The following is an 18,659-nucleotide window of genomic DNA, read 5'->3' on the forward strand; positions in this document are numbered from 1 at the left end:
CCGATCCACGGAGCACCCCCGGCGACCGCGCGTCGGCCGTCCCCGCCCCACCCTCGCCGTCCTCGCCCCACCCTCGCCGTCCCCGCCCGTGTTCTCAGCCTTCCCCGCAGACCTTCAGACCCTTGGGCGTCGCGCAGGGCAGATGGCCGTGGGTGAGGATGACGTCCTGGCCGCTGCCACGGGTCAGGTAGTTCAGGAAGCTGGAGGTCAGCGAGTCGGCCGGCGGCTGTCCCCACGTGTAGGCGTACTCGATCTCCCGGTACGGATAGCTCGACTCGCCGATCTCCTCGACGACGGGCCTGCGCCCGTCGATGGCGACCCTGTGCAGCCCCTTCAGATCGCTGCCGCTGCGCAGTTCGGTGTAGCCGATGGCGCCGGGGAGCTTGGCGACGGCCGACAGGACCTGCTCGGTGGAGTCGAGTTCGCAGCGGACCACCGTCGCCGCGGGGTCGTCGAGCGACTCGCAGTTGAGGGAGGAGTTGGCCAGTTCGTTGCGGTCGAGGACCCGGCGCTGGAACACCTCCCTGGTGCCGGAGTTGGCGTCCCTGCTGATGAGCCGGACCGGCTGGTCGACGCCGGGCGCCAGCTCGTTCCAGTTGGTGATCTCGCCCCGGTAGAGGCGGCGGATCTGGTCCAGGGTGAGGCTCTCCACGGGTATCCCGTCGTTGAGGACGAGAGTGAAGAGGGAGACCGCGACCATGCTCTCCCGCAGCTGCGGATAACCGCTCGGCTTGGGCCCGTCGGAGAGGGCGATGACGGCGGGCGAGCCCTTGGACGCCTTCGCCCCGGCCGTCTCCAACTGCCGTATCCCGGAGGTCGACCCGTGCGCGTTCACATGCACCGTCGAGCCCTCGCAGTCCTTCTCGTACTTCTTCGCGAGCTCCCGTACGACCGGAGCGAAGGCCGTCGACCCGGTGACGGTGAGCGTGCCCTTGGCGCAGCCGATCGGCGGCGGGGTCTGCTCGCGGACGATGATCACGGCGAGGGCGATCACGCAGAGGCTGAGGGCGACGGTGACGGTCCTGGCGGCCCGGCTGAAGACGGGCGGCTTGTCGTCGGGGGTCGTGCTGCGGTTGAGGTGGACGACCCCCTCGGCGACGTTGCCGTGGACGGAGACGGGGCTGCCGATGGGCCCGCCGGTGAGCAGGACGAGCAGTTTGTAGTGGGCGCCCCGGTTGAGCGGCACCTTGGGCAGGACGAGGGAGGTGGCGCCGACCTGCGGCTGCCAGGCGGCGTCGAAGTGGGTCAGGAGCCCGGGGTGGTCGGGGGCGGTCACGACGATCGCCTTCATGTGCCGCCGTCTGGCGGCGTCCTCCGTGCTGCCGAACACCACGGTGAGGCCGGTGTTGCCGCCGTCCGTGTAGTGGTCGCCGCTGACGGCCAGGCCGCCGTCGTTCTCGATCCGGAGCAGGACGATGGTGGCGTTGGCCTCGGCGAGCTCCTGGTCGGTGACGAAGAGCCCGCGCCGTACGGTCGCGCCGGGGCCGGTCAGGACGCTGGTGTGGGCGGCCCCCGCGCCGATGGCCGTGTCGAGCTGGACGCGGTAGCCGATCCGGCGCTGGCGCGGGACCCATCGTTCGATCCAGATGGCGACGATCGACACGAGGACGCCCATGAGCGCGGTGCCCACGGCGATGAGGTTCTCAGCGGTAAGCCAGTCCACCCGCGCGACGGTACGGACGTGTGTGCGGTCACGGGAGGTACGTCGCTGCCCGCCACCTGGAGTTCGTCCTTCCTTCAACTGGTCCCAGCCGGTCCCTCCGGGGTTGCCGGGGGTGGGGAGCGTGGGTGTAATGGCCACGAGGGGGCCTTCCGTCTGAGGAGAACCCCATGCGTGTCGTCGAAGTGACCGCCTACGGCGGACCCGAGGTCCTCAGAATGGCCCGCCGGCCCGAACCGGAGCCCGGTGACGTCCCCGGGCGGGTCCGGGTCCGGCTGAAGGCGGCCGGAGTGAACCAAGCCGACCTGCGGATCCGGGCGGGCCTCTACGCCGACGCGGTCGGCGACCTCAGGCCCCCCTTCGTGATCGGGACCGACTTCGCGGGCAGGCTGCTCGACCCCGTGCCCGGGATGGCGGAGGGCACCCGGGTGGCCGGTTACATCCCCTGGTACGAGGAGCTGACGGGCGAGGGCACGTACGCGGAGGTCGTACGGGTCGCCCCGGAGTGGCTGGCCCCGATCCCGGACGACGTGGAGTTCACGGTGGCCGCGTCCGTCCCCCTGGCGTCGGCCACCGCCCAGCAGGGCCTGGACCGGCTCCGGCTCCAGGAGGGCGCGACGCTCCTGGTGACGGGGGCGAGCGCCGTGGTGGGCAGGCTTGCGGTGCAGTACGCCCACGCCGCCGGGCTGCGGGTGGTGGCCGTCGCCCACGAGGGCGACGAGCAGGAACTGAGGATCCTCGGCGCGGACCACGTCGTCACCCGTGGTCCAGCGGAGGAGGTGGCCGCGCGGGTGGTCGAGGGCGACCCGTACCGGGTGGACGCGATCTTCGACGGGGGGCTCGTCGGCGAGGGGCTCCTCCGGGTCGTGAAGGACGGCGGCGTCTTCGTCGCCCTCGCCCCCGACCGGGTCCCGGCCCCCGAGCGGAACATCCGCGTCGAGGCCGTCCGGGCCAGGCCGGACGCGGCCCGCCTGAAGGAGACCCTGGAGAAGGTGGCGAACCGCGAGGTCATCACCCGGGTGGCCGACGTGATGCCCCTGGAGTCGGTCGCGGAGGCCCACCGCCGGGCGGAGGCGGGCCACAGGCCCGGCCGGATCGTGCTGCTGATCTGAGGGGGCCCTCGACACGGAGCCGCGCGTGACCTGAGGAAGGCCACGCGCGGCTTCGTCATGTCTGCCCCACCCGTCACGAGTTCTGGTCTAGACCTTGACAGGTTCAGACCAATCACGCTTCGCTGTGTGCTTCCCCCACCCGGTCCCCACCCGGAAGGAAGCACGCATGCTGCGCAAGCTGCTCACCCTGATGGCCGCGCTCTGTACGGCCGTCGGAATCGCCGTACTCCTCCCCACCGCCTCCGCGGGAGCCGCTCCCGCCTGCGTGGGCGCCTGGAGCTCCGGCAGCGTCTACACCGGCGGCATGACCGCCTCGTACAACGGCCACAACTGGTACGCGAAGTGGTGGACGCAGAACGAGCGCCCCGGCACCACGGACGTCTGGCGCGACGAGGGCGTCTGCGGCACGGACGGTGGCGGCGGCACCCCGGATCCGTCCGGATTCGTCGTCTCCGAGGCCCAGTTCAACCAGATGTTCCCGAACCGGAACCCCTTCTACACGTACGCGGGCCTCACCGCCGCCCTGAAGTCGTACCCCGCCTTCGCCACCACCGGCGGTGAGACGGTCAAGCGCCAGGAGGCCGCGGCCTTCCTCGCGAACGTCTCCCACGAGACCGGCGGCCTGGTCCACATCGTCGAGCAGAACACGGCCAACTACCCGCACTACTGCGACTGGGGCCAGCCCTACGGCTGCCCCGCCGGCCAGGCCGCGTACTACGGCCGCGGCCCCATCCAGCTCTCCTGGAACTTCAACTACAAGGCGGCCGGCGAGGCCCTCGGCATCGATCTCCTGAACAACCCCTGGCGGGTCGAGCGCGAACCGGCCGTCGCCATGATGACGGGCCTCTGGTACTGGAACACCCAGAACGGCCCGGGCACGATGACCGCCCACAACGCCATGGTCAACGGCGCGGGCTTCGGCCAGACCATCCGCTCCATCAACGGCTCGCTGGAGTGCGACGGGAAGAACCCGGCCCAGGTCCAGAGCCGGGTCACGAAGTACCAGCAGTTCACCCAGATCCTGGGCGTGCCCACGGGGGCGAACCTGTACTGCTGATCAGTCCTGCCAGGCGACGAAGGCGGACCAGGCGGCGGGCTCCACGGCGAACGTGGGCCCGTCGCTGACCTTCGAGTCCCGCAGGTGGACGGCGTGGGCGCAGGAGGCGACTTCTACGCAGTTGCCGCCGCTGTCGCTGCTGTACGACGACTTGTGCCAGTCGAAGGCGACCTCGACGCACTCGCCGCCACCGCTGTCGCTGTAGCTGGACTTGAACCAGTGCAAGGTCTCGTTCATCTGCGCACTCCCGCCAACTCCTCGATGACGCCCAGCGACCTGCGCGGATCCAGGGCCTGTGCTCGGATCTTCGCATACCGCTGCATGTGCGCACTGACCTTCGCGCGGTCGGTGAGCAGCAGGCTCTCCCCCTGGATCTCCAGGTAGGTGACACGGTCGTGGACAGGGGTCTCGATGACCGTCAAGTTGCCCCTGTCGGCCGCGTACTCAGTCCCCAACCCCGCATCCAGTGGCAGCACTTGCAGATTCACGTTCCTCCTCCGCGAGCACTCCGCCAGGTACTCCAGCTGCCCGCGCATGATCTCCTCGCTCCCGATCGGCCGCCGCAGCACCGACTCGTCGAGGATCAGCTCGATCTCGCAGACCACCTTCCGGTCGAACAGCGCCTTGCGGGCCATCCGTGCGAGGACCAGCTCCTCGACGCGTTCCTGCGAGGGCTCCGGGTGGCCGCCCGCGATCAGCGCCCGCGCGTACGCCTCCGTCTGGAAGAGGCCGTGGACGACGTGGTTCGCGTACAGCCACAGCGCCACCGCCTTCTGCTCGATCGGCGCGTACCCCCGGAACTGTTCGGGGAGCTTCTCGAGCCGTACGAGCTCCCGCATCTCCTCGAAGATGCCCGTTCCGCCGCCCAGGACGCGTTCGAGCTGGACCAGCATGTCGTCGCTCACCGGGTGGAGCAGCCGTTCCATGGCGCTGATCGCCGCGCCGGTGAAGCCCATCTGGGCGCCCAGCTGTTCCTGTGTCAGGCCCTTCTTCATGCGCAGTCTCTTTGCCACCGCCGCTGCCATCCTGGCCGCAGGGCCTACCGTTTCCCTGTTCTCTTCTCGCGCCATTCGCGGTCCCCATTCGGACTCAACCGATCTCAACCGGTCTCAACTGCTCCCCGCCGAATTCAACTGCCATAAGGGTGCGTTGACGCAGGTCGAGGGAATCCCGACGCACCGTCAGCAGTCGTGGAAAACGCTAGCGCCGACGGGGGAGCATGGCCCCGTGAATGAAGAGAATCGGGAAGTAAATGTGAATTGGATCCCACTCTCCGGATTCCAACTCCGTAAGGCCGGAGTGCAATTCGACGCCGTCCGGGTGGACGGCGACGAGGGGCGGCGGCTGGCCGACTGGATGGAGGTGCTGACGGGAGGCGACCCGGGCCCGGTCGTCATCGAGGCGAGCGGCCGGCGAGGGGTCTACTTCCTCGTGCCGCCGGGGTCGACGGCGCGCCGGCCGTGGCCGCGCGGGGTGACGAGGTTCAACGCGGGGCCCGCGCACGTCAGCTTCGTGCCCGTGCCCGCGCTGTCCGGCCGCACCTGGCCCCTGTCCTGGCGGTGTCCGCCGACGGCCGCCGACCGGTTCGTGCATCCGCTGCTGCTGCGGAGTGCGGTGAGCGAGCTGTTCAGTGGCGTGCACTGACGACCCGGATGCCCATGCATATAGGCCATGAATCGACCTACATGCTGCCTAGCCTCGGCCCCATGACCGACATCAAGGCCGTCCCCGACGGCTACACGACCATCACGCCCTGGGTCATCGGCAGCGACACGGCCGGGCTCATCGACTATCTGGAGCGGGCTTTCGGCGCCGAGGAGCTGGGGCGGTTCGTCCTGGAGGACGGCACCATCGGGCACGCGGAGCTGCGGATCGGCACCGGGCGGATCATGGCCTTCGACAGCCCGCCCGGCTGGGGGCCGACGCCCGCCTTCGTGCGGCTCTACGTGGAGGACGCCAGGGCCGTGCACCGGCGGGCGGTCGAGGCGGGCGGGACGTCCGTCACCGAGGTGACGCACCTGTTCTTCGGCGACGAGGTCGGTCGGGTCCGCGACCCGTACGGGAACCTCTGGTGGATCCAGACCCACATCGAGGACGTCGACGAGGCGGAGATGGCCCGGCGGCTGAGCGACCCCGGGTTCACCCGCGCGATGGAGTACGTGTCGGGGGCGCTGAAGGGCGGCCCTGACGGGCCGCCCGCCCCCTAGGGGTGTCTTGCGGCCCACCTGCATGCATGCAACCATGCATGCATGGTTGCACTGCAGATTCGTGACGTGCCCGAGGACATGCGTGACCGGCTCGCGGCCATAGCGGGCGAGCGCGGTCAGTCGTTGCAGGCGTACCTCTTCGACGTGCTGGCCGACGAAGTGCGGCGCCGTGACAACCTGGCCGTCCTGGAGAGGTTCTCCGCCGGCCGGTTCAGGGCGCGGCTCGACACCGCCGATGTGCTGGACGCCCTGCGGGCAGGGCGCGAGGATCGTGACGCCGCCCTCGGCGTGCCAGGGGGTGACGAGTGATCGTCGTCGACGCCTCCGTCTTCGCGTTCTCGCTGCTCGACGAGGGGGCGACCGGGGGCCGGTGCCGCGCCGCCCTCGCCGCCGACAGCAGATGGATCGCGCCGGAGCACTGGACGATCGAGGTGCTCTCGGTGATCCGGGGCAATCTGCTCGGCGGGAAGATCTCCAAGGCGCACGCCGAGGACGCCGTCGCCGCCCTCGCGAAGCTGGAGCCGGTCGTTCCACTGTCCCGCGTGCTCCTGCCGCGCATCTGGGAACTGCGGGGGAACCTCACCACGTACGACGCGGCCTACGTCGCGGCGGCGGAGGCGTACGGCTGTGCGCTGGTCACCGCGGACGGCCGCCTGGCCCGCGCCTCCGGCATCCGCTGCCCGGTGGACGTGATCGGCGGCTGACTGACCCGGCGCTCCGGCAGGCCACCTACTGGTGACCCGCCTGGACGGCCTCCCCGGCCTCCACCGCCTCCATCGCCGCCGACAGCCGCTCAAGCACCCGGACCGTCTCGTCGAAGGCCTCCTGGCCGCCGAGCGCGTCCCGCAGGCGCGCGGCGAGTTCCGCGTGGCCGGGGTCGATGCGGCGGATGGCCGTGCGGCCGGCCTCCGTGGGGGTGAGGAGCTTGGCGCGGCGGTGGGCCGGGTTCGGCTCGTAGGCGGCCAGGCCCTCCCGTACGAGCAGGTCCGCGATCCGCTGGACGCTCTGCCGGGTGATGCCCATGGCGCGGGCGATGCCGGCGACCGGAAGGGGTTCGCGGAGCACGGCTCCGAGGACCTGCCACCAGGCGGCGGTGAGGCCCGCCGGTTCGGCCAGCTTCTCGGAGACGGCGAGGAACTGGCCGTTGAGCCGGAAGACGCCGAGGGCCGTGCGGGAGAGGGCGTCCTGCTGCGCGCGGCTCACGCGTCGAGCTCCTCGAAGGCCGCCGGGTCCGAGTCGTGGAAGAGCCGGAACCAGGCGTCCCGCTTGCCCTCGTACGCGCCGAGCCGGGCGAAGATCTCGCGGGCGAAGGCGACGGGTTCGGTCGGGCCCGCCGTGATGAGGTCGCCGTCGCGGACCGCGTCCGCGTCGACGTAGTGCTCGCCGCCCTTGTAGCCGGTGGCGGCCAGGTAGAAGGAGACCGCGCTGGTGTGCGGGCGGTCGTCGAGCAGGCCCTCCTTGGCGAGTCCCGCCGTGGCGCCGCAGATCGCGGCGACCGGGACCCCTGCGTCGAGGAAGGCGCGGGCCTTCGTGGTGAAGGGGGCGAGTTCGTCGCCCCCGTCGTACTTCTCGGCGCCCGGGAGGATCAGCAGGGCGCTGTCCTCGGGGCGGAGGTCGGCGAGCGCGAGGTCGGGGACGATCCGGATGCCGGCGATGGTCGTGACGGGCTCTCCGGCGACCGGGCCGACGGTCCTGATCGTGTATCCGGCGCGGGCGAGCCATGCGGTGGCGTGGCCGGTCTCCCAGTCGGCGAGGGTGTCGTAGACGGCGAGGTGGACGGTCGTGGTCTCAGTCTCGGTTCCCATGACAGAAGGCTGTCACTTCGACAGCAGGCTGTCAAGAGTGGCGACCGGGCGGAACAACGTGTCGCGTCCGCCCCGGTCTCGGTGGACAAGATGGCCATGGCCCGCCCCACCTGCGGTTCCTTACCCTCGACCCCATGACCCCTCATGTCATCGAACCCGATCCGCAGGCCGGGGCCGCCGTCAAGGCAGCCGACCGCGCGCACGTCTTCCACTCCTGGTCCGCCCAGGGCCTGATCGACCCGCTCGCCGTCGCCGGCGCCGAGGGTTCGTACTTCTGGGACTACGACGGAAACCGCTACCTCGACTTCACCAGCGGTCTCGTCTACACGAACATCGGCTACCAGCACCCCAGGGTCGTCGCCGCGATCCAGGAGCAGGCCGGGAAGCTCACCACCTTCGCGCCCGCCTTCGCGATCGACGTCCGCTCCGAGGCCGCACGCCTCATCGCCGAGCGCACCCCGGGCGACCTGGACAAGATCTTCTTCACCAACGGCGGCGCCGAGGCCGTCGAGAACGCCGTCCGCATGGCCCGGCTGCACACCGGCCGTACGAAGGTGCTCTCCGCCTACCGCTCGTACCACGGCGCCACCTCCACCGCGATCAACCTCACCGGCGACCCGCGCCGCTGGGCCTCCGACAACGGCTCCGCCGGCGTCGTGCGCTTCTGGGCGCCCTTCCTCTACCGCTCGCCCTTCTACGCCACCACCGAGGCGGAGGAGAGCGCGCGGGCCCTCCAGCACCTGGAGGACACGATCGCCTTCGAGGGTCCGGCGACGATCGCCGCGATCATCCTGGAGACCGTGCCCGGCACCGCCGGCATCATGACCCCGCCGCCCGGCTACCTCGCCGGCGTCCGCGAGATCTGCGACAGGTACGGCATCGTCTTCGTCCTGGACGAGGTCATGGCCGGCTTCGGCCGCACCGGCAAGTGGTTCGCCGCCGAGCACTTCGACGTCGTGCCCGACCTGATGACCTTCGCCAAGGGCGTGAACTCCGGCTACGTGCCCCTCGGCGGCGTCGCCATCAACGCCGAGATCGCCGCTACCTTCGACAAGCGCCCCTACCCGGGCGGACTGACCTACTCCGGTCACCCGCTCGCCTGCGCCGCCGCCGTCGCCACCATCCAGGTGATGGAGGACGAGAAGGTCGTCGAGAACGCCGCCCACATCGGCGAGACCGTCCTCGGCCCCGGCCTGCGCGAGCTCGCCGAGCGCCACCCGTCCGTCGGCGAGGTCCGCGGCATGGGCGTCTTCTGGGCGCTCGACCTGGTCAAGAACCGGGAGACGCGCGAGCCCCTCGTCCCGTACAACGCGGCCGGCGAGGCCAACGCGCCCATGGCCGCCTTCGGCGCGGCGGCGAAGAAGAACGGCCTGTGGCCCTTCGTCAACATGAACCGCACCCACGCCGTTCCCGCCTGCAACGTCTCCGAGGCCGAGGCCAAGGAGGGCCTCGCGGCCCTCGACGCGGCCCTCGCGGTCGCCGACGAGCACACCGCGTAACCGCAGTACGGGGAGGTTCCCTCCGTCTGGACTAGGGTGTCCCGAACCGGACGGAGGGGACCGACCACCATGCCCGCGAGCGGAGCTGTCACGCGCAACACCTTGCGACAGCAGATCGCGGACGCGCTCCGTGACGAAGTGCTCGCGGGCCGTCTCCAGCCGGGCGAGGAATTCACCGTCAAACAGATCGCCGAGCAGTACGGCGTGTCCGCGACGCCCGTACGCGAAGCCCTCGTCGACCTCTGCGCGCAGGGCCTCCTCGACTCCGACCAGCACCGCGGCTTCCGCGTCCACCAGTACTCGGTCGACGACTACCGGGGCATGGTCGAGGCCCGGATGCTCGTCGTCGACGGCATATTCCGCCGCGATTCCGCCCTGGTCCCGCCCCGGTCCGCGCTCACGGAGCCCGACCCCGGCATCGGCGTCGCGCTCGTCTCCGTACGGCGCCGCGGCGAGGCGGCGGCCCGCGCGGCCCGCGCCGGCGACCTCGACATCCTCATCGGCTACGACATCCGCTACTGGCGCGAGCTGGCCCGCCTGGTCGCCGCCAACGAGTACATCGCCGACTTCCTGCACCGGCTCCGCGTCCAGGCCTGGGTCTTCTCCGTGCCGTACCTGCGCTCCGAGCGGGACATGCTGGGCTGGCTCTGGAGCGGCCACGTCGACCTGGTCGACGCGATCACGCGCGGCGACGCGGACGCGGCCGTCTCCGTCGTACGGGACTACAACGCGCACTCGATGGAATGGGCGGACCGGCTGGAGCGCCGGGACCCGACGGAGCGCCGGGGCGGTTGAGGGCGGGACTCCGGGGGCAGGTCCTCAGCGGGTGGACGGTGCCCGTGGGGCGCCGACTAACCTGGCCGTCCCCGCAAACGCCCGAGAGCGTCCCCGCAACTGACGGAGAGCGAGCCTCCCTTGGCCTGTGACCTGTGGCTGGTCCCCCTCGTCGACGTGCTGTGCCACAGCCCCGACAACCCCTTCGCCGAAGAGATCGCCGCGTACGACGCCGTGCTCAGCGCGTCCGGCCTGCCGACCGTGCCCGTCTACGCGTACATGCCGGGCCTCTCCGGCGACGTCGCCCCGGTCGCCGGCTTCGACTACGAGGCGCTGCACTTCCTGCGCCGCGCCTACCTGCTCCAGATGTGCGGACTGCCGGTCGAACCGGTCGGCGAGCTCGGCGGGGACTACGAACAGCTCCTGGAGATGTTCGAGCCGACCGCCCAGCAGTCCCACCTGGTCTGGCACTACGACCACGCGGGCGCCTACGTGCCGGTCGACTTCCCGGTGCCGCTCGCCAGCGACGAGCTCCTGGAGGGCGGCGGGCCGCTCGGCTCCTCGTACGGCCTCCTGCGCGAGCTGCAGTTCGTGGCACCCTCGATCGGCATCGACCCGGCGAACCCGCCGGCGGCCCCCGTACCGCCGGAGCGGCCGACCACCCTGGAGGAACCGGCCGTACCGGCTCCGTTCGACGGGGGCCCCTTCGCCCGGGAGCGCCACGTGTGGCTGGGGCTGCACGCGGCGGCGACCCGGAGCCTGGCCCAGGGCTCGATGATCATCCTCAGTTAGCCGCGTCTTCTCCGGGCCCCCGGACCGCCCCTACCGGGCCTCCGGGGGCCGCTGGCGCGGCATGTTCGGACGGGTGCCGGGCGGCAGCGGGAAGCGGCCCGCCGGGTGGATGCTCTCGGCCCGGGTGGGCACCACGCCCACCGACTGGAGCGCGAGCGGCGCCGGACCCGAGCGGAACTCGACCATCCAGTCCGCCGTCTCCGCCCGTACGAGCTCCGTGACGTCCTCCGAGAAGCGGCGCAGCACGCCGAGACATCGCTCAGCCGCCTCGCTCGCGGTGCCCTCCGTGGGGCCGAGCACCTCCCGGACGCTCTCCGACGCCCAGTCGAACTGCAGGGCCTGCAGACGCCGCTGCACGGCCTGCGCCGTCGCCACGTTCCTTATCCAGCCGGACGTCACACCGAAGTACCGGTCGCAGGCCATGCAGGCGGCGCCGAGCAGCAGCGAGAGGTAGCCCCAGCCGGCCACGCCCCTCGCGACCCCGGTCAGGTCGAGCAGCGGCAGCGCGGCGCCCGCGATCACCCCGGCGGCCGTGCCGATCCGCAGGATCCGGGCGCAGCGGCGCTTCCAGACCCGGTCGGAGAGGTACCACTCGGCGGTGCGCAGGGCATTGGACTCCACCCAGCGGTACAGCTCGTCGAGCCGTTCGGCGGGCTCGCCCCAGTCGCCCAGGGGGAACGGCGTACCGGTCAGATCACGGCGGACGTCTCCCCCGGGGGTCCCCGGCGGCTGCATCTCCGGCTGCTGGCTCACCGGGGGACTCCTCTGTTCAGCTCAGCGCTCATGTCCTTCTGTGACGTGCGGTGCACGTGGTGCCTGCCCTTCCTACCGCCGAATGGTGGGCGACGGGCCCGGAATCCCGGGATTTCCGCCCGCAAGAGGGTCTTGATCAGGTAGAGGAGCCCGCAGTTTCTCACTCGAAAGAGTGATGGAGGCAGGGCGGGCGGGGACCACGTAGGCTCGGCCTACCGACATACGGACGTACCGAACCTCAGGAGTGACCGTGATTCCCGGTGGTGGTCAGCCCAACATGCAGCAGCTTCTCCAGCAGGCCCAGAAGATGCAGCAGGACCTCGCCCGCGCGCAGCAGGAGCTCGCGGCGACCGAGGTCGAGGGGCAGGCGGGCGGCGGCCTGGTCAAGGCGACCGTGACGGGCTCCGGCGACCTGCGCGGCCTGGTGATCGACCCCAAGGCCGTCGACCCGGAGGACACCGAGACGCTCGCCGACCTGATCGTGGCCGCCGTGCAGGCGGCCAACGACAACGCGCAGCAGCTCCAGCAGGCCAAGCTCGGCCCGCTGGCGCAGGGCATGGGCGGCATGCCGGGCCTGGGCTTCTGAGCCCCGTCCCGGCACGGGCTTTTCCACAGGCTTCCCTGTGGGCTTCTAAGGCTCGCTTTCAGCCACTACCGTAAGAATCAAGCACTCCCTCGGAAGGGCGTTCCGTGTACGAAGGCGTTGTTCAGGACCTCATCGACGAACTGGGCAGGCTGCCCGGCGTCGGTCCCAAGAGCGCGCAGCGGATCGCCTTCCACATCCTCCAGACCGAGCCCACGGACGTCCGGCGTCTGGCGCACGCGCTCCTGGAGGTCAAGGAGAAGGTCAGGTTCTGCGCCGTCTGCGGCAACGTGGCACAGCAGGAGCAGTGCAACATCTGCCGGGACCCGCGCCGGGACCTGACCGTCATCTGCGTGGTCGAGGAGCCCAAGGACGTCGTGGCGATCGAGCGGACCCGCGAGTTCCGGGGGCGGTACCACGTCCTCGGCGGCGCGATCAGCCCGATCGAGGGCGTCGGCCCCGACGACCTGCGCATCCGAGAGCTGCTCGCGCGGCTCGCCGACGGCACCGTCACCGAGCTGATCCTCGCCACCGACCCCAACCTGGAGGGGGAGGCCACCGCGACGTACCTGGCGCGGATGATCAAGCCCATGGGACTCAAGGTGACCCGGCTCGCCAGCGGCCTCCCGGTCGGCGGCGACCTGGAGTACGCCGACGAGGTGACCCTCGGCCGTGCCTTCGAGGGACGGAGGCTGCTAGATGTATGACGACCGGGCCGGCGCGCTCTCAGGGAGGCTCCTCGATGTCTGACCCCACGCTGCACGCGATCACTCAGAACCCCGACGACTTCGCGGTCCAGATCGCCGACTCCATCGAAAGCTTCATCGTCGCGACCACCGAGCTCGCCAAGGGTGACGAGCCGGACAGCGCGGTGCCCTTCCTGCTCCTGGAGATCTCCCAGCTGCTCCTCGCGGGCGGCCGGCTCGGCGCCCACGAGGACATCGTCCCGGACGAGCTGTACGAGACGGACACGGGACCCGAGCCCGACGCGGACGTCCTGCGCGAGCGGTTCGCCGTGCTCCTCGACCCGGTCGACGTCTTCTCCGAGGTCTTCGACCCGTACGAGCCCCGCAAGGCTCCGGTCCCGGCCCGCATCTCCGACAACCTCGCCGACATCGTGACGGACCTCCGCCACGGCCTGGCCCACTACCGCGCGGGCCGCACCAGCGAGGCCCTGTGGTGGTGGCAGTTCTCGTACTTCTCGAACTGGGGCCCCACCGCCTCCGCCACCCTGCGCGCCCTGCAGTCCCTCGTCGCCCACGTCCGCCTCGACCAGCCCCTCGCGGCCCTCGACGGCCTCGACACCGACGAGGACCTGACGGAGGACGACCTCGCGGAGGAGGCGGGCCGCGTGATGCTGGAGGAGATCGCGGCCCCATTGGGCCTGCGGAGCAAGTCCCTCAGGAAGTAGCGGACGAGCCGGCCTGGCCGCTGCCAGAATGACCCCATGGCAGCGACCGCGTCCTCGAAGGTCCTTCTCCGGAGCGGTATCGGCATCGCCGGGGCCGGAGTCGTCGCCCTGCTCGCCGTCGCGGTCGTCGACCTCGGCAAGGCCGATCAGATCGCCAGCGTCACCGGTGCCGTGCTCGCCGTCGCAGGGCTCGGGCTCTCCTTGTGGGCGCAGTTCGGGCGCGGTGGTCGGGCCACCCCGGTGGAGGCGTCCGGCACCCGTTCCGTCGCCGCCGGCGGCGGCATCGGCGCCGTCGTCACCGGCGATGGCGTACAGGCCCCGCCCGCCATGCCCGTCCCGCCCGCCATGCCCACCGGCGGCCCCGCCGCCACCGGCCCCGTCACCGCCTCGGGCGAGCGTTCCGTGGCAGCCGGTGGGGACATCGGGAGCGCGTCCACGGGCGACGCGTGAGCGGGTACGTATCCGCCGCGGGGGACCGTTCCGTCGCGGCAGGCGGAGACATCGGGTGGGTGCACACCGGAGACCGGGTGACCGTGCTGCCGCCGGAGGCCCTCGCGCCGGTGGTCTGCCCGCCCGGACTCGTCAACGTGCCCCGCAAGGCAGCCCACTTTGTGGGGCGCGGTGGGGAAGGCGCCCTGCTCGACGGGGAGTCGGAGACCGTCGTGATCGTCGGCCTCGGCGGGGTGGGAAAGTCCTCGCTCGCCGCCCGCTGGGCCCGCCGGCAGGCCGCGCACCGCAACCCCGTCTGGTGGATCACCGCGGAGAGCCGTGCCGACGTGGACGCCGGGCTCGCGGGCCTCGCCGCCGCGATGCAGCCCGCGCTGATCGACGTACTCCCTCAAGAGGCCCTGCGGGAAAGGGCGCTGCAGTGGCTGGCCGCGCACGACGGCTGGCTGCTCGTTCTCGACAACGTCACCGATCCGGCTGATGTGGCGGACCTGCTGGCCCGGGCGGGTCGGGGGCGGATCGTCGTCACCAGCCGGACGACGGACGCCTGGTACGGGATCGGACACGTCCTCGCGCTGCCTGTGCTGCCGCCCGGCGAGGCCGTCGAGCTGTTCCACCGGGTCGCCACCCACGCCGGCCCCCGGAACACGACCGGCGCCGAGCGGCTCTGCGAGACCCTGGGGCAGCTGCCGCTGGCCGTCGAGATCGCCGCCGCGTACTGCGGCCGCACGGCCACGTCCCCGCTCGCGTACCTGGCGGAGCTGGGGCGGAGCGGCGGCCGGGGCAACGCGGAGGAGGCCGTCGCCCGGACCCTGCGCGTCACGCTCGACCGGCTCGACGTCTCCGACCCGCACGCGGGAGCGGTCCTGCGGCTGCTCGCCTGGTTCGCCCCCGACCGGATCCCCACGCTGCTCCTGCCGCCGATGCCCGGCCTGCGCGAGGCGCTCGGGGAGCTGGCCGCGCACAGCATGGTCACGCTCCACGAGGACGGGTCGGTCTCCGTGCACCGGCTGGTGCAGGCGGTCGCCCGGCGGCCGGACCCGGACGACCCGCACCGGGAGCCGGGGCTGATCGCGCGGGCCCGGGTGCTCGCGGAGACGGCGCTCAGTCACGCCGCGCCGCCGGACAGCATGGATCCGGCGCACTGGGAGACGTGGCGCGGTCTTCTGCCGCACATCCAGGCGTACCTGCGGTTCTCCCCTCCGCAGGAGGACGACCAGCCGCTGGTCGGGACGCTGGTGGCGACGGGCCTGTACCTGGCGCTCAACGGACTGCCCGAGGAAGCGGTCGCCGTCCACGAACGGGCGCTGGCCGGCGCCGAGAGGCTGCACGGCCCGGAGCATCCCTACACCGCCGGGATGCGCGGCGCGATGATCCTGGTCCTCGCCTCGGCGGGACGCGGAGCGGAGGCGGTCCGCCTCGCGGCCGAGGTGGTGCGGAGCATGACCGAGGAGTTCGGGGCCCACGACCGGGTCGTGTTCCTGGCCCGGCGGAGCCTCGCTCAGGCCCACCAGCTGGCCGGTCTCGCCGACGAGGCGGTCGTCCTCCATGAAGGCGTCATCGCGGACATGATCCGCGTCCTGGGCGAGGAGGACCCGGAGACGCTGGGGGCGTTCGTCGAACTCTCCGGGATCTACTGGTCCGCGCGCCGGACCTCCGACGCCATCGCGGCGGGCGAGCACGGCGCGGCCCAGCTGTCGATCGCGCTCGGTGATGACCAGCTGGAAACCCTGGTGGCGCGGATCAGCCTGGCCGATCTGTACGGGGCCGCGGGGCAGACCGAGCGGGCCCTGGCCGACTTCGAGGAACTGCTGCCCGTCTGCGTACGCGTCCTGGGAGAGCACCACCCGCACACGCTCCTCGTGGTGGAGGCCCTCGCGGAGGTGAAAGCCCGGGTGATCACTCTCTGAGCGATGCGTCTCACGATCCGATATCACGCTGGTGTTTCCGGGTCCCTCGTTAGACTGAGTCGATCGCAGCGCGGGCTGCGGCACACACTGATCGAGGAGCGCACGTGGGCCTTGTCGTGCAGAAGTACGGAGGCTCCTCCGTTGCCGATGCCGAGGGCATCAAGCGCGTCGCCAAGCGAATCGTGGAAGCCAAGACGAACGGCCACCAGGTGGTCGTCGTGGTTTCCGCGATGGGCGACACGACGGACGAGTTGATCGATCTCGCCGAGCAGGTATCCCCGATCCCTGCCGGGCGTGAGTTCGACATGCTGCTGACCGCCGGAGAGCGGATCTCCATGGCCCTGCTGGCCATGGCGATCAAAAACCTGGGCCACGAGGCCCAGTCGTTCACGGGCAGCCAGGCCGGTGTCATCACCGACTCGGTGCACAACAAAGCGCGCATCATCGACGTCACGCCGGGGCGGATCCGTACCGCCCTCGACGAGGGCAACATCGCCATCGTCGCAGGCTTCCAGGGCGTGTCGCAGGACAAGAAGGACATCACCACGCTGGGCCGTGGCGGTTCCGACACCACGGCCGTCGCGCTCGCCGCCGCGCTCGACGCCGAGGTCTGCGAGATCTACACCGACGTCGACGGCGTGTTCACGGCCGACCCGCGTGTGGTGAAGAAGGCGAAGAAGATCGACTGGATCTCCTTCGAGGACATGCTGGAGCTCGCCGCCTCCGGCTCCAAGGTGCTGCTGCACCGCTGCGTGGAGTACGCGCGCCGCTACAACATCCCGATCCACGTCCGCTCGTCCTTCTCGGGACTGCAGGGCACCTGGGTCAGCAACGAACCGCTCTCCGACGCAAAGGACCAGAAGGTGGAGCAGGCCATCATCTCCGGTGTCGCCCACGACACCTCCGAGGCGAAGATCACCGTCGTCGGCGTGCCGGACAAGCCGGGCGAGGCCGCGGCCATCTTCCGGGCCGTCGCGGACGCCGAGATCAACATCGACATGATCGTGCAGAACGTGTCCGCCGCCTCCACCGGCCTCACGGACATCTCCTTCACCCTCCCCAAGGCGGAGGGCCGCGCGGCCCTCGACGCCCTGGAGCAGGCGAAGGGCGTGATCGGCTTCGAGTCGCTGCGCTACGACGACCAGATCGGCAAGATCTCCCTGGTCGGCGCGGGCATGAAGACGAACCCGGGCGTCACCGCCGCCTTCTTCCAGGCGCTGTCCGACGCCGGTGTGAACATCGAGCTGATCTCGACCTCCGAGATCCGCATTTCGGTGGTCACCCGCGAGGCCGACGTGAACGAGGCCGTGACGGCCGTCCACACCGCCTTCGGGCTCGACAGCGACTCGGACGAGGCCGTCGTCTACGGAGGCACCGGCCGATGACCCCGAAGCCGACGCTCGCGGTCGTGGGTGCGACCGGGGCGGTCGGCTCGGTGATGCTCCAGATGCTCACGCACCACGCGGACGTCTGGGGCGAGATACGCCTCGTCTCCTCCCCGCGTTCGGCGGGCCGGAAGGCCCTTGTCCGCGGGGTGGAGTGCGAGATCCTCGCGCTGGACGAGGACGTCTTCGAAGGCGTCGACCTGGCGCTCTTCCTCGTGCCCGAGCCGGTCGCCGCGCGCTGGGCGCCCGTCGCGGTCGCCAAGGGCGCCGTCGTCGTGGACACCTCCGCCGCCTTCCGCGCGGACCCCGACGTCCCCCTGGTGGTCCCCGAGACCAACCCCCACGCGGCGCGCGTACGGCCCCGGGGCATCGTCGCGAGCCCCGGCTGCACCACCCTCGCCCTGATCGTCGCCGTGGGCGCCCTGCACGCCGAGTTCGGGCTCGCCGAACTGGTCGTCACCGCCCAGCAGGCCGCCAGCGGCGCCGGCGCGGGACAGGCGGGCGTCGAGGCGCTCCGGGCGCAGCTGGGCCTGGTGGCCGGCGGCGGAGACCTCGGGACCCACCCCGGGGACGTACGGCGGGCCGTCGGCGAGAACACCGGGCCCTTTCCCGGGCCCCTCGCGCTCAACGTCCTTCCCTGGTCGGGCACTCCGGGCGCCGACGGGGCCTCGTCGGAGGAGGAGCGCGTACGGGACGAGACCCGCCGGGTCCTCGGCCTTCCCGCACTGCGCGTCGCCGCCACGTGCGTACGGGTGCCCGTGGTCACCGGCCACTCCGTGTCCGTGCACGCCCGATTCGAGCACCCCGTGCCGCTCGGACGCGCGCACGAGATCCTGGCGACCTCGCCGGGGGTCGTGCTGTACGACGATCCCGCCGCGGGTGACTTCCCCACCCCCGCCGACGTCGTCGGCACGGATCCCACCTGGGTCGGACGGGTCCGGCGCTCCATGGACGACGAGCGGGCGCTCGATCTCTTCGTCTGCGCCGACAATCTCCGCAAGGGAGCGGCCCTCAACGCTCTCCAGATAGCGGAATCGATTGTCACAGCTTTGTAGGATCTGTGAAGGTGCTGTGAGCAAATAGGCGTCAAATACCTCTTGAACTGCGGTGATGCCGTGATCGACGATGCTCTTCCCGCGTGCTGCAACCAGTAGTTGGGTGGGAGGCGTCTCTGCGTTCACTCATGGTCGTGTGGCGCGGAAAACGCGCGAAAGCGGGGCATCGGGGGAGAACGGTTACGCATGAGGACGAACAACGCACCGAC

The 18,659-nt window shown here is 71.2% G+C and carries 22 protein-coding genes; 16 read left to right on the plus strand and 6 right to left on the minus strand.

Annotated elements, in window-relative coordinates:
* Positions 1-94: 94 nt before the first annotated feature.
* Complete coding sequence (locus ACIA8N_RS31275; protein WP_365781837.1) at positions 95-1,663, minus strand: substrate-binding domain-containing protein; 1,569 nt, start codon at positions 1,661-1,663, stop codon at positions 95-97.
* A 167-nt stretch (positions 1,664-1,830) separates the two neighbouring features.
* On the opposite strand from ACIA8N_RS31275, the gene ACIA8N_RS31280 reads away from it, so the two are divergent.
* The gene (locus ACIA8N_RS31280; RefSeq protein ID WP_365781839.1) at positions 1,831-2,772 is read left to right on the plus strand and encodes an NADP-dependent oxidoreductase; all 942 of its coding nucleotides are present in this window, start codon (positions 1,831-1,833) and stop codon (positions 2,770-2,772) included.
* 166 nt (positions 2,773-2,938) lie between these two features.
* Positions 2,939-3,829: a glycoside hydrolase family 19 protein gene (locus ACIA8N_RS31285; RefSeq protein ID WP_365781841.1), complete on the plus strand. Its 891-nt coding sequence runs from the start codon at positions 2,939-2,941 to the stop codon at positions 3,827-3,829.
* On the opposite strand, the gene ACIA8N_RS31290 is transcribed toward ACIA8N_RS31285, so the two are convergent.
* Positions 3,830-4,066, minus strand: coding sequence for a DUF397 domain-containing protein (locus ACIA8N_RS31290; protein WP_365781843.1), 237 nt, complete (start codon positions 4,064-4,066; stop codon positions 3,830-3,832). It lies immediately after the preceding gene.
* Positions 4,063-4,899, minus strand: a complete 837-nt coding sequence (locus tag ACIA8N_RS31295) for a helix-turn-helix transcriptional regulator (protein ID WP_365781845.1) — start codon at positions 4,897-4,899, stop codon at positions 4,063-4,065. Before ACIA8N_RS31295 ends, ACIA8N_RS31290 begins: the two co-directional genes overlap by 4 nt.
* Positions 4,900-5,056: 157 nt before the next feature.
* Here ACIA8N_RS31295 and ACIA8N_RS31300 point away from each other — a divergent pair, with 157 nt between their 5' ends.
* From ACIA8N_RS31300 to ACIA8N_RS31315, 4 genes are all read left to right on the plus strand, one after another.
* On the plus strand, positions 5,057-5,473 hold the full coding sequence (locus tag ACIA8N_RS31300) for a hypothetical protein (protein WP_365781847.1): 417 nt from the start codon (positions 5,057-5,059) through the stop codon (positions 5,471-5,473).
* Between the two features lie 62 nt (positions 5,474-5,535).
* Positions 5,536-6,036: a VOC family protein gene (locus tag ACIA8N_RS31305; protein ID WP_365781849.1), complete on the plus strand. Its 501-nt coding sequence runs from the start codon at positions 5,536-5,538 to the stop codon at positions 6,034-6,036.
* A gap of 42 nt (positions 6,037-6,078) precedes the next feature.
* A complete protein-coding gene (locus ACIA8N_RS31310; protein ID WP_365781851.1) occupies positions 6,079-6,345 on the plus strand; it encodes a hypothetical protein in 267 nt (88 codons plus the stop codon).
* The gene (locus ACIA8N_RS31315; RefSeq protein ID WP_365781853.1) at positions 6,342-6,740 is read left to right on the plus strand and encodes a type II toxin-antitoxin system VapC family toxin; all 399 of its coding nucleotides are present in this window, start codon (positions 6,342-6,344) and stop codon (positions 6,738-6,740) included. Before ACIA8N_RS31310 ends, ACIA8N_RS31315 begins: the two co-directional genes overlap by 4 nt.
* A gap of 25 nt (positions 6,741-6,765) precedes the next feature.
* Here ACIA8N_RS31315 and ACIA8N_RS31320 read toward each other — a convergent pair whose 3' ends face one another.
* Together ACIA8N_RS31320 and ACIA8N_RS31325 are read right to left on the minus strand one after the other, a co-directional pair.
* Positions 6,766-7,239: a MarR family winged helix-turn-helix transcriptional regulator gene (locus tag ACIA8N_RS31320; protein ID WP_365781855.1), complete on the minus strand. Its 474-nt coding sequence runs from the start codon at positions 7,237-7,239 to the stop codon at positions 6,766-6,768.
* Positions 7,236-7,841 carry a DJ-1/PfpI family protein gene (locus ACIA8N_RS31325; RefSeq protein ID WP_365781857.1) on the minus strand — a complete coding sequence of 202 codons (606 nt, stop codon included), beginning with the start codon at positions 7,839-7,841 and terminating at the stop codon, positions 7,236-7,238. The genes ACIA8N_RS31320 and ACIA8N_RS31325 overlap by 4 nt, the downstream gene beginning before the upstream one ends.
* A 134-nt stretch (positions 7,842-7,975) precedes the next feature.
* Between ACIA8N_RS31325 and ACIA8N_RS31330 the strand changes: the two genes are divergently transcribed.
* From ACIA8N_RS31330 to ACIA8N_RS31340, 3 genes are all read left to right on the plus strand, one after another.
* Positions 7,976-9,340 (plus strand): aspartate aminotransferase family protein, encoded by a 1,365-nt coding sequence (locus ACIA8N_RS31330; protein WP_365781859.1) that lies wholly within the window; start codon positions 7,976-7,978, stop codon positions 9,338-9,340.
* Between the two features lie 69 nt (positions 9,341-9,409).
* Positions 9,410-10,135, plus strand: coding sequence for a GntR family transcriptional regulator (locus ACIA8N_RS31335; protein ID WP_365781861.1), 726 nt, complete (start codon positions 9,410-9,412; stop codon positions 10,133-10,135).
* Positions 10,136-10,255: 120 nt separating this feature from the next.
* Complete coding sequence (locus ACIA8N_RS31340; protein WP_030209779.1) at positions 10,256-10,906, plus strand: hypothetical protein; 651 nt, start codon at positions 10,256-10,258, stop codon at positions 10,904-10,906.
* 30 nt (positions 10,907-10,936) lie between these two features.
* Here the strand turns inward: ACIA8N_RS31340 and ACIA8N_RS31345 are convergent, their stop codons facing one another.
* Positions 10,937-11,641 carry an SLATT domain-containing protein gene (locus tag ACIA8N_RS31345; RefSeq protein ID WP_365782025.1) on the minus strand — a complete coding sequence of 235 codons (705 nt, stop codon included), beginning with the start codon at positions 11,639-11,641 and terminating at the stop codon, positions 10,937-10,939.
* A gap of 268 nt (positions 11,642-11,909) precedes the next feature.
* Here ACIA8N_RS31345 and ACIA8N_RS31350 point away from each other — a divergent pair, with 268 nt between their 5' ends.
* The 7 genes from ACIA8N_RS31350 to ACIA8N_RS31380 all read left to right on the plus strand — a co-directional run bounded on the left by ACIA8N_RS31350 (position 11,910) and on the right by ACIA8N_RS31380 (position 18,450).
* Positions 11,910-12,245 carry a YbaB/EbfC family nucleoid-associated protein gene (locus ACIA8N_RS31350; RefSeq protein ID WP_030209773.1) on the plus strand — a complete coding sequence of 112 codons (336 nt, stop codon included), beginning with the start codon at positions 11,910-11,912 and terminating at the stop codon, positions 12,243-12,245.
* Between the two features lie 104 nt (positions 12,246-12,349).
* Positions 12,350-12,949, plus strand: a complete 600-nt coding sequence (recR, locus tag ACIA8N_RS31355) for a recombination mediator RecR (RefSeq protein WP_030209770.1) — start codon at positions 12,350-12,352, stop codon at positions 12,947-12,949.
* Between the two features lie 35 nt (positions 12,950-12,984).
* Positions 12,985-13,653, plus strand: a complete 669-nt coding sequence (locus tag ACIA8N_RS31360; RefSeq protein ID WP_365781864.1) for a DUF5063 domain-containing protein — start codon at positions 12,985-12,987, stop codon at positions 13,651-13,653.
* A 36-nt stretch (positions 13,654-13,689) separates the two neighbouring features.
* Complete coding sequence (locus ACIA8N_RS31365; protein ID WP_365781866.1) at positions 13,690-14,103, plus strand: hypothetical protein; 414 nt, start codon at positions 13,690-13,692, stop codon at positions 14,101-14,103.
* On the plus strand, positions 14,100-16,010 hold the full coding sequence (locus tag ACIA8N_RS31370; RefSeq protein WP_365781868.1) for a tetratricopeptide repeat protein: 1,911 nt from the start codon (positions 14,100-14,102) through the stop codon (positions 16,008-16,010). The genes ACIA8N_RS31365 and ACIA8N_RS31370 overlap by 4 nt, the downstream gene beginning before the upstream one ends.
* Positions 16,011-16,114: 104 nt before the next feature.
* Positions 16,115-17,395 carry an aspartate kinase gene (locus ACIA8N_RS31375; protein WP_365781870.1) on the plus strand — a complete coding sequence of 427 codons (1,281 nt, stop codon included), beginning with the start codon at positions 16,115-16,117 and terminating at the stop codon, positions 17,393-17,395.
* Entirely contained in the window at positions 17,392-18,450 is a 1,059-nt protein-coding gene (locus ACIA8N_RS31380) for an aspartate-semialdehyde dehydrogenase (protein WP_365781872.1), read from the plus strand. Before ACIA8N_RS31375 ends, ACIA8N_RS31380 begins: the two co-directional genes overlap by 4 nt.
* Positions 18,451-18,659: the final 209 nt, after the last annotated feature.

This window comes from Streptomyces sp. NPDC051822 (assembly GCF_044452745.1).
In the GTDB taxonomy this organism is placed as follows: Bacteria; Actinomycetota; Actinomycetes; order Streptomycetales; family Streptomycetaceae; genus Streptomyces.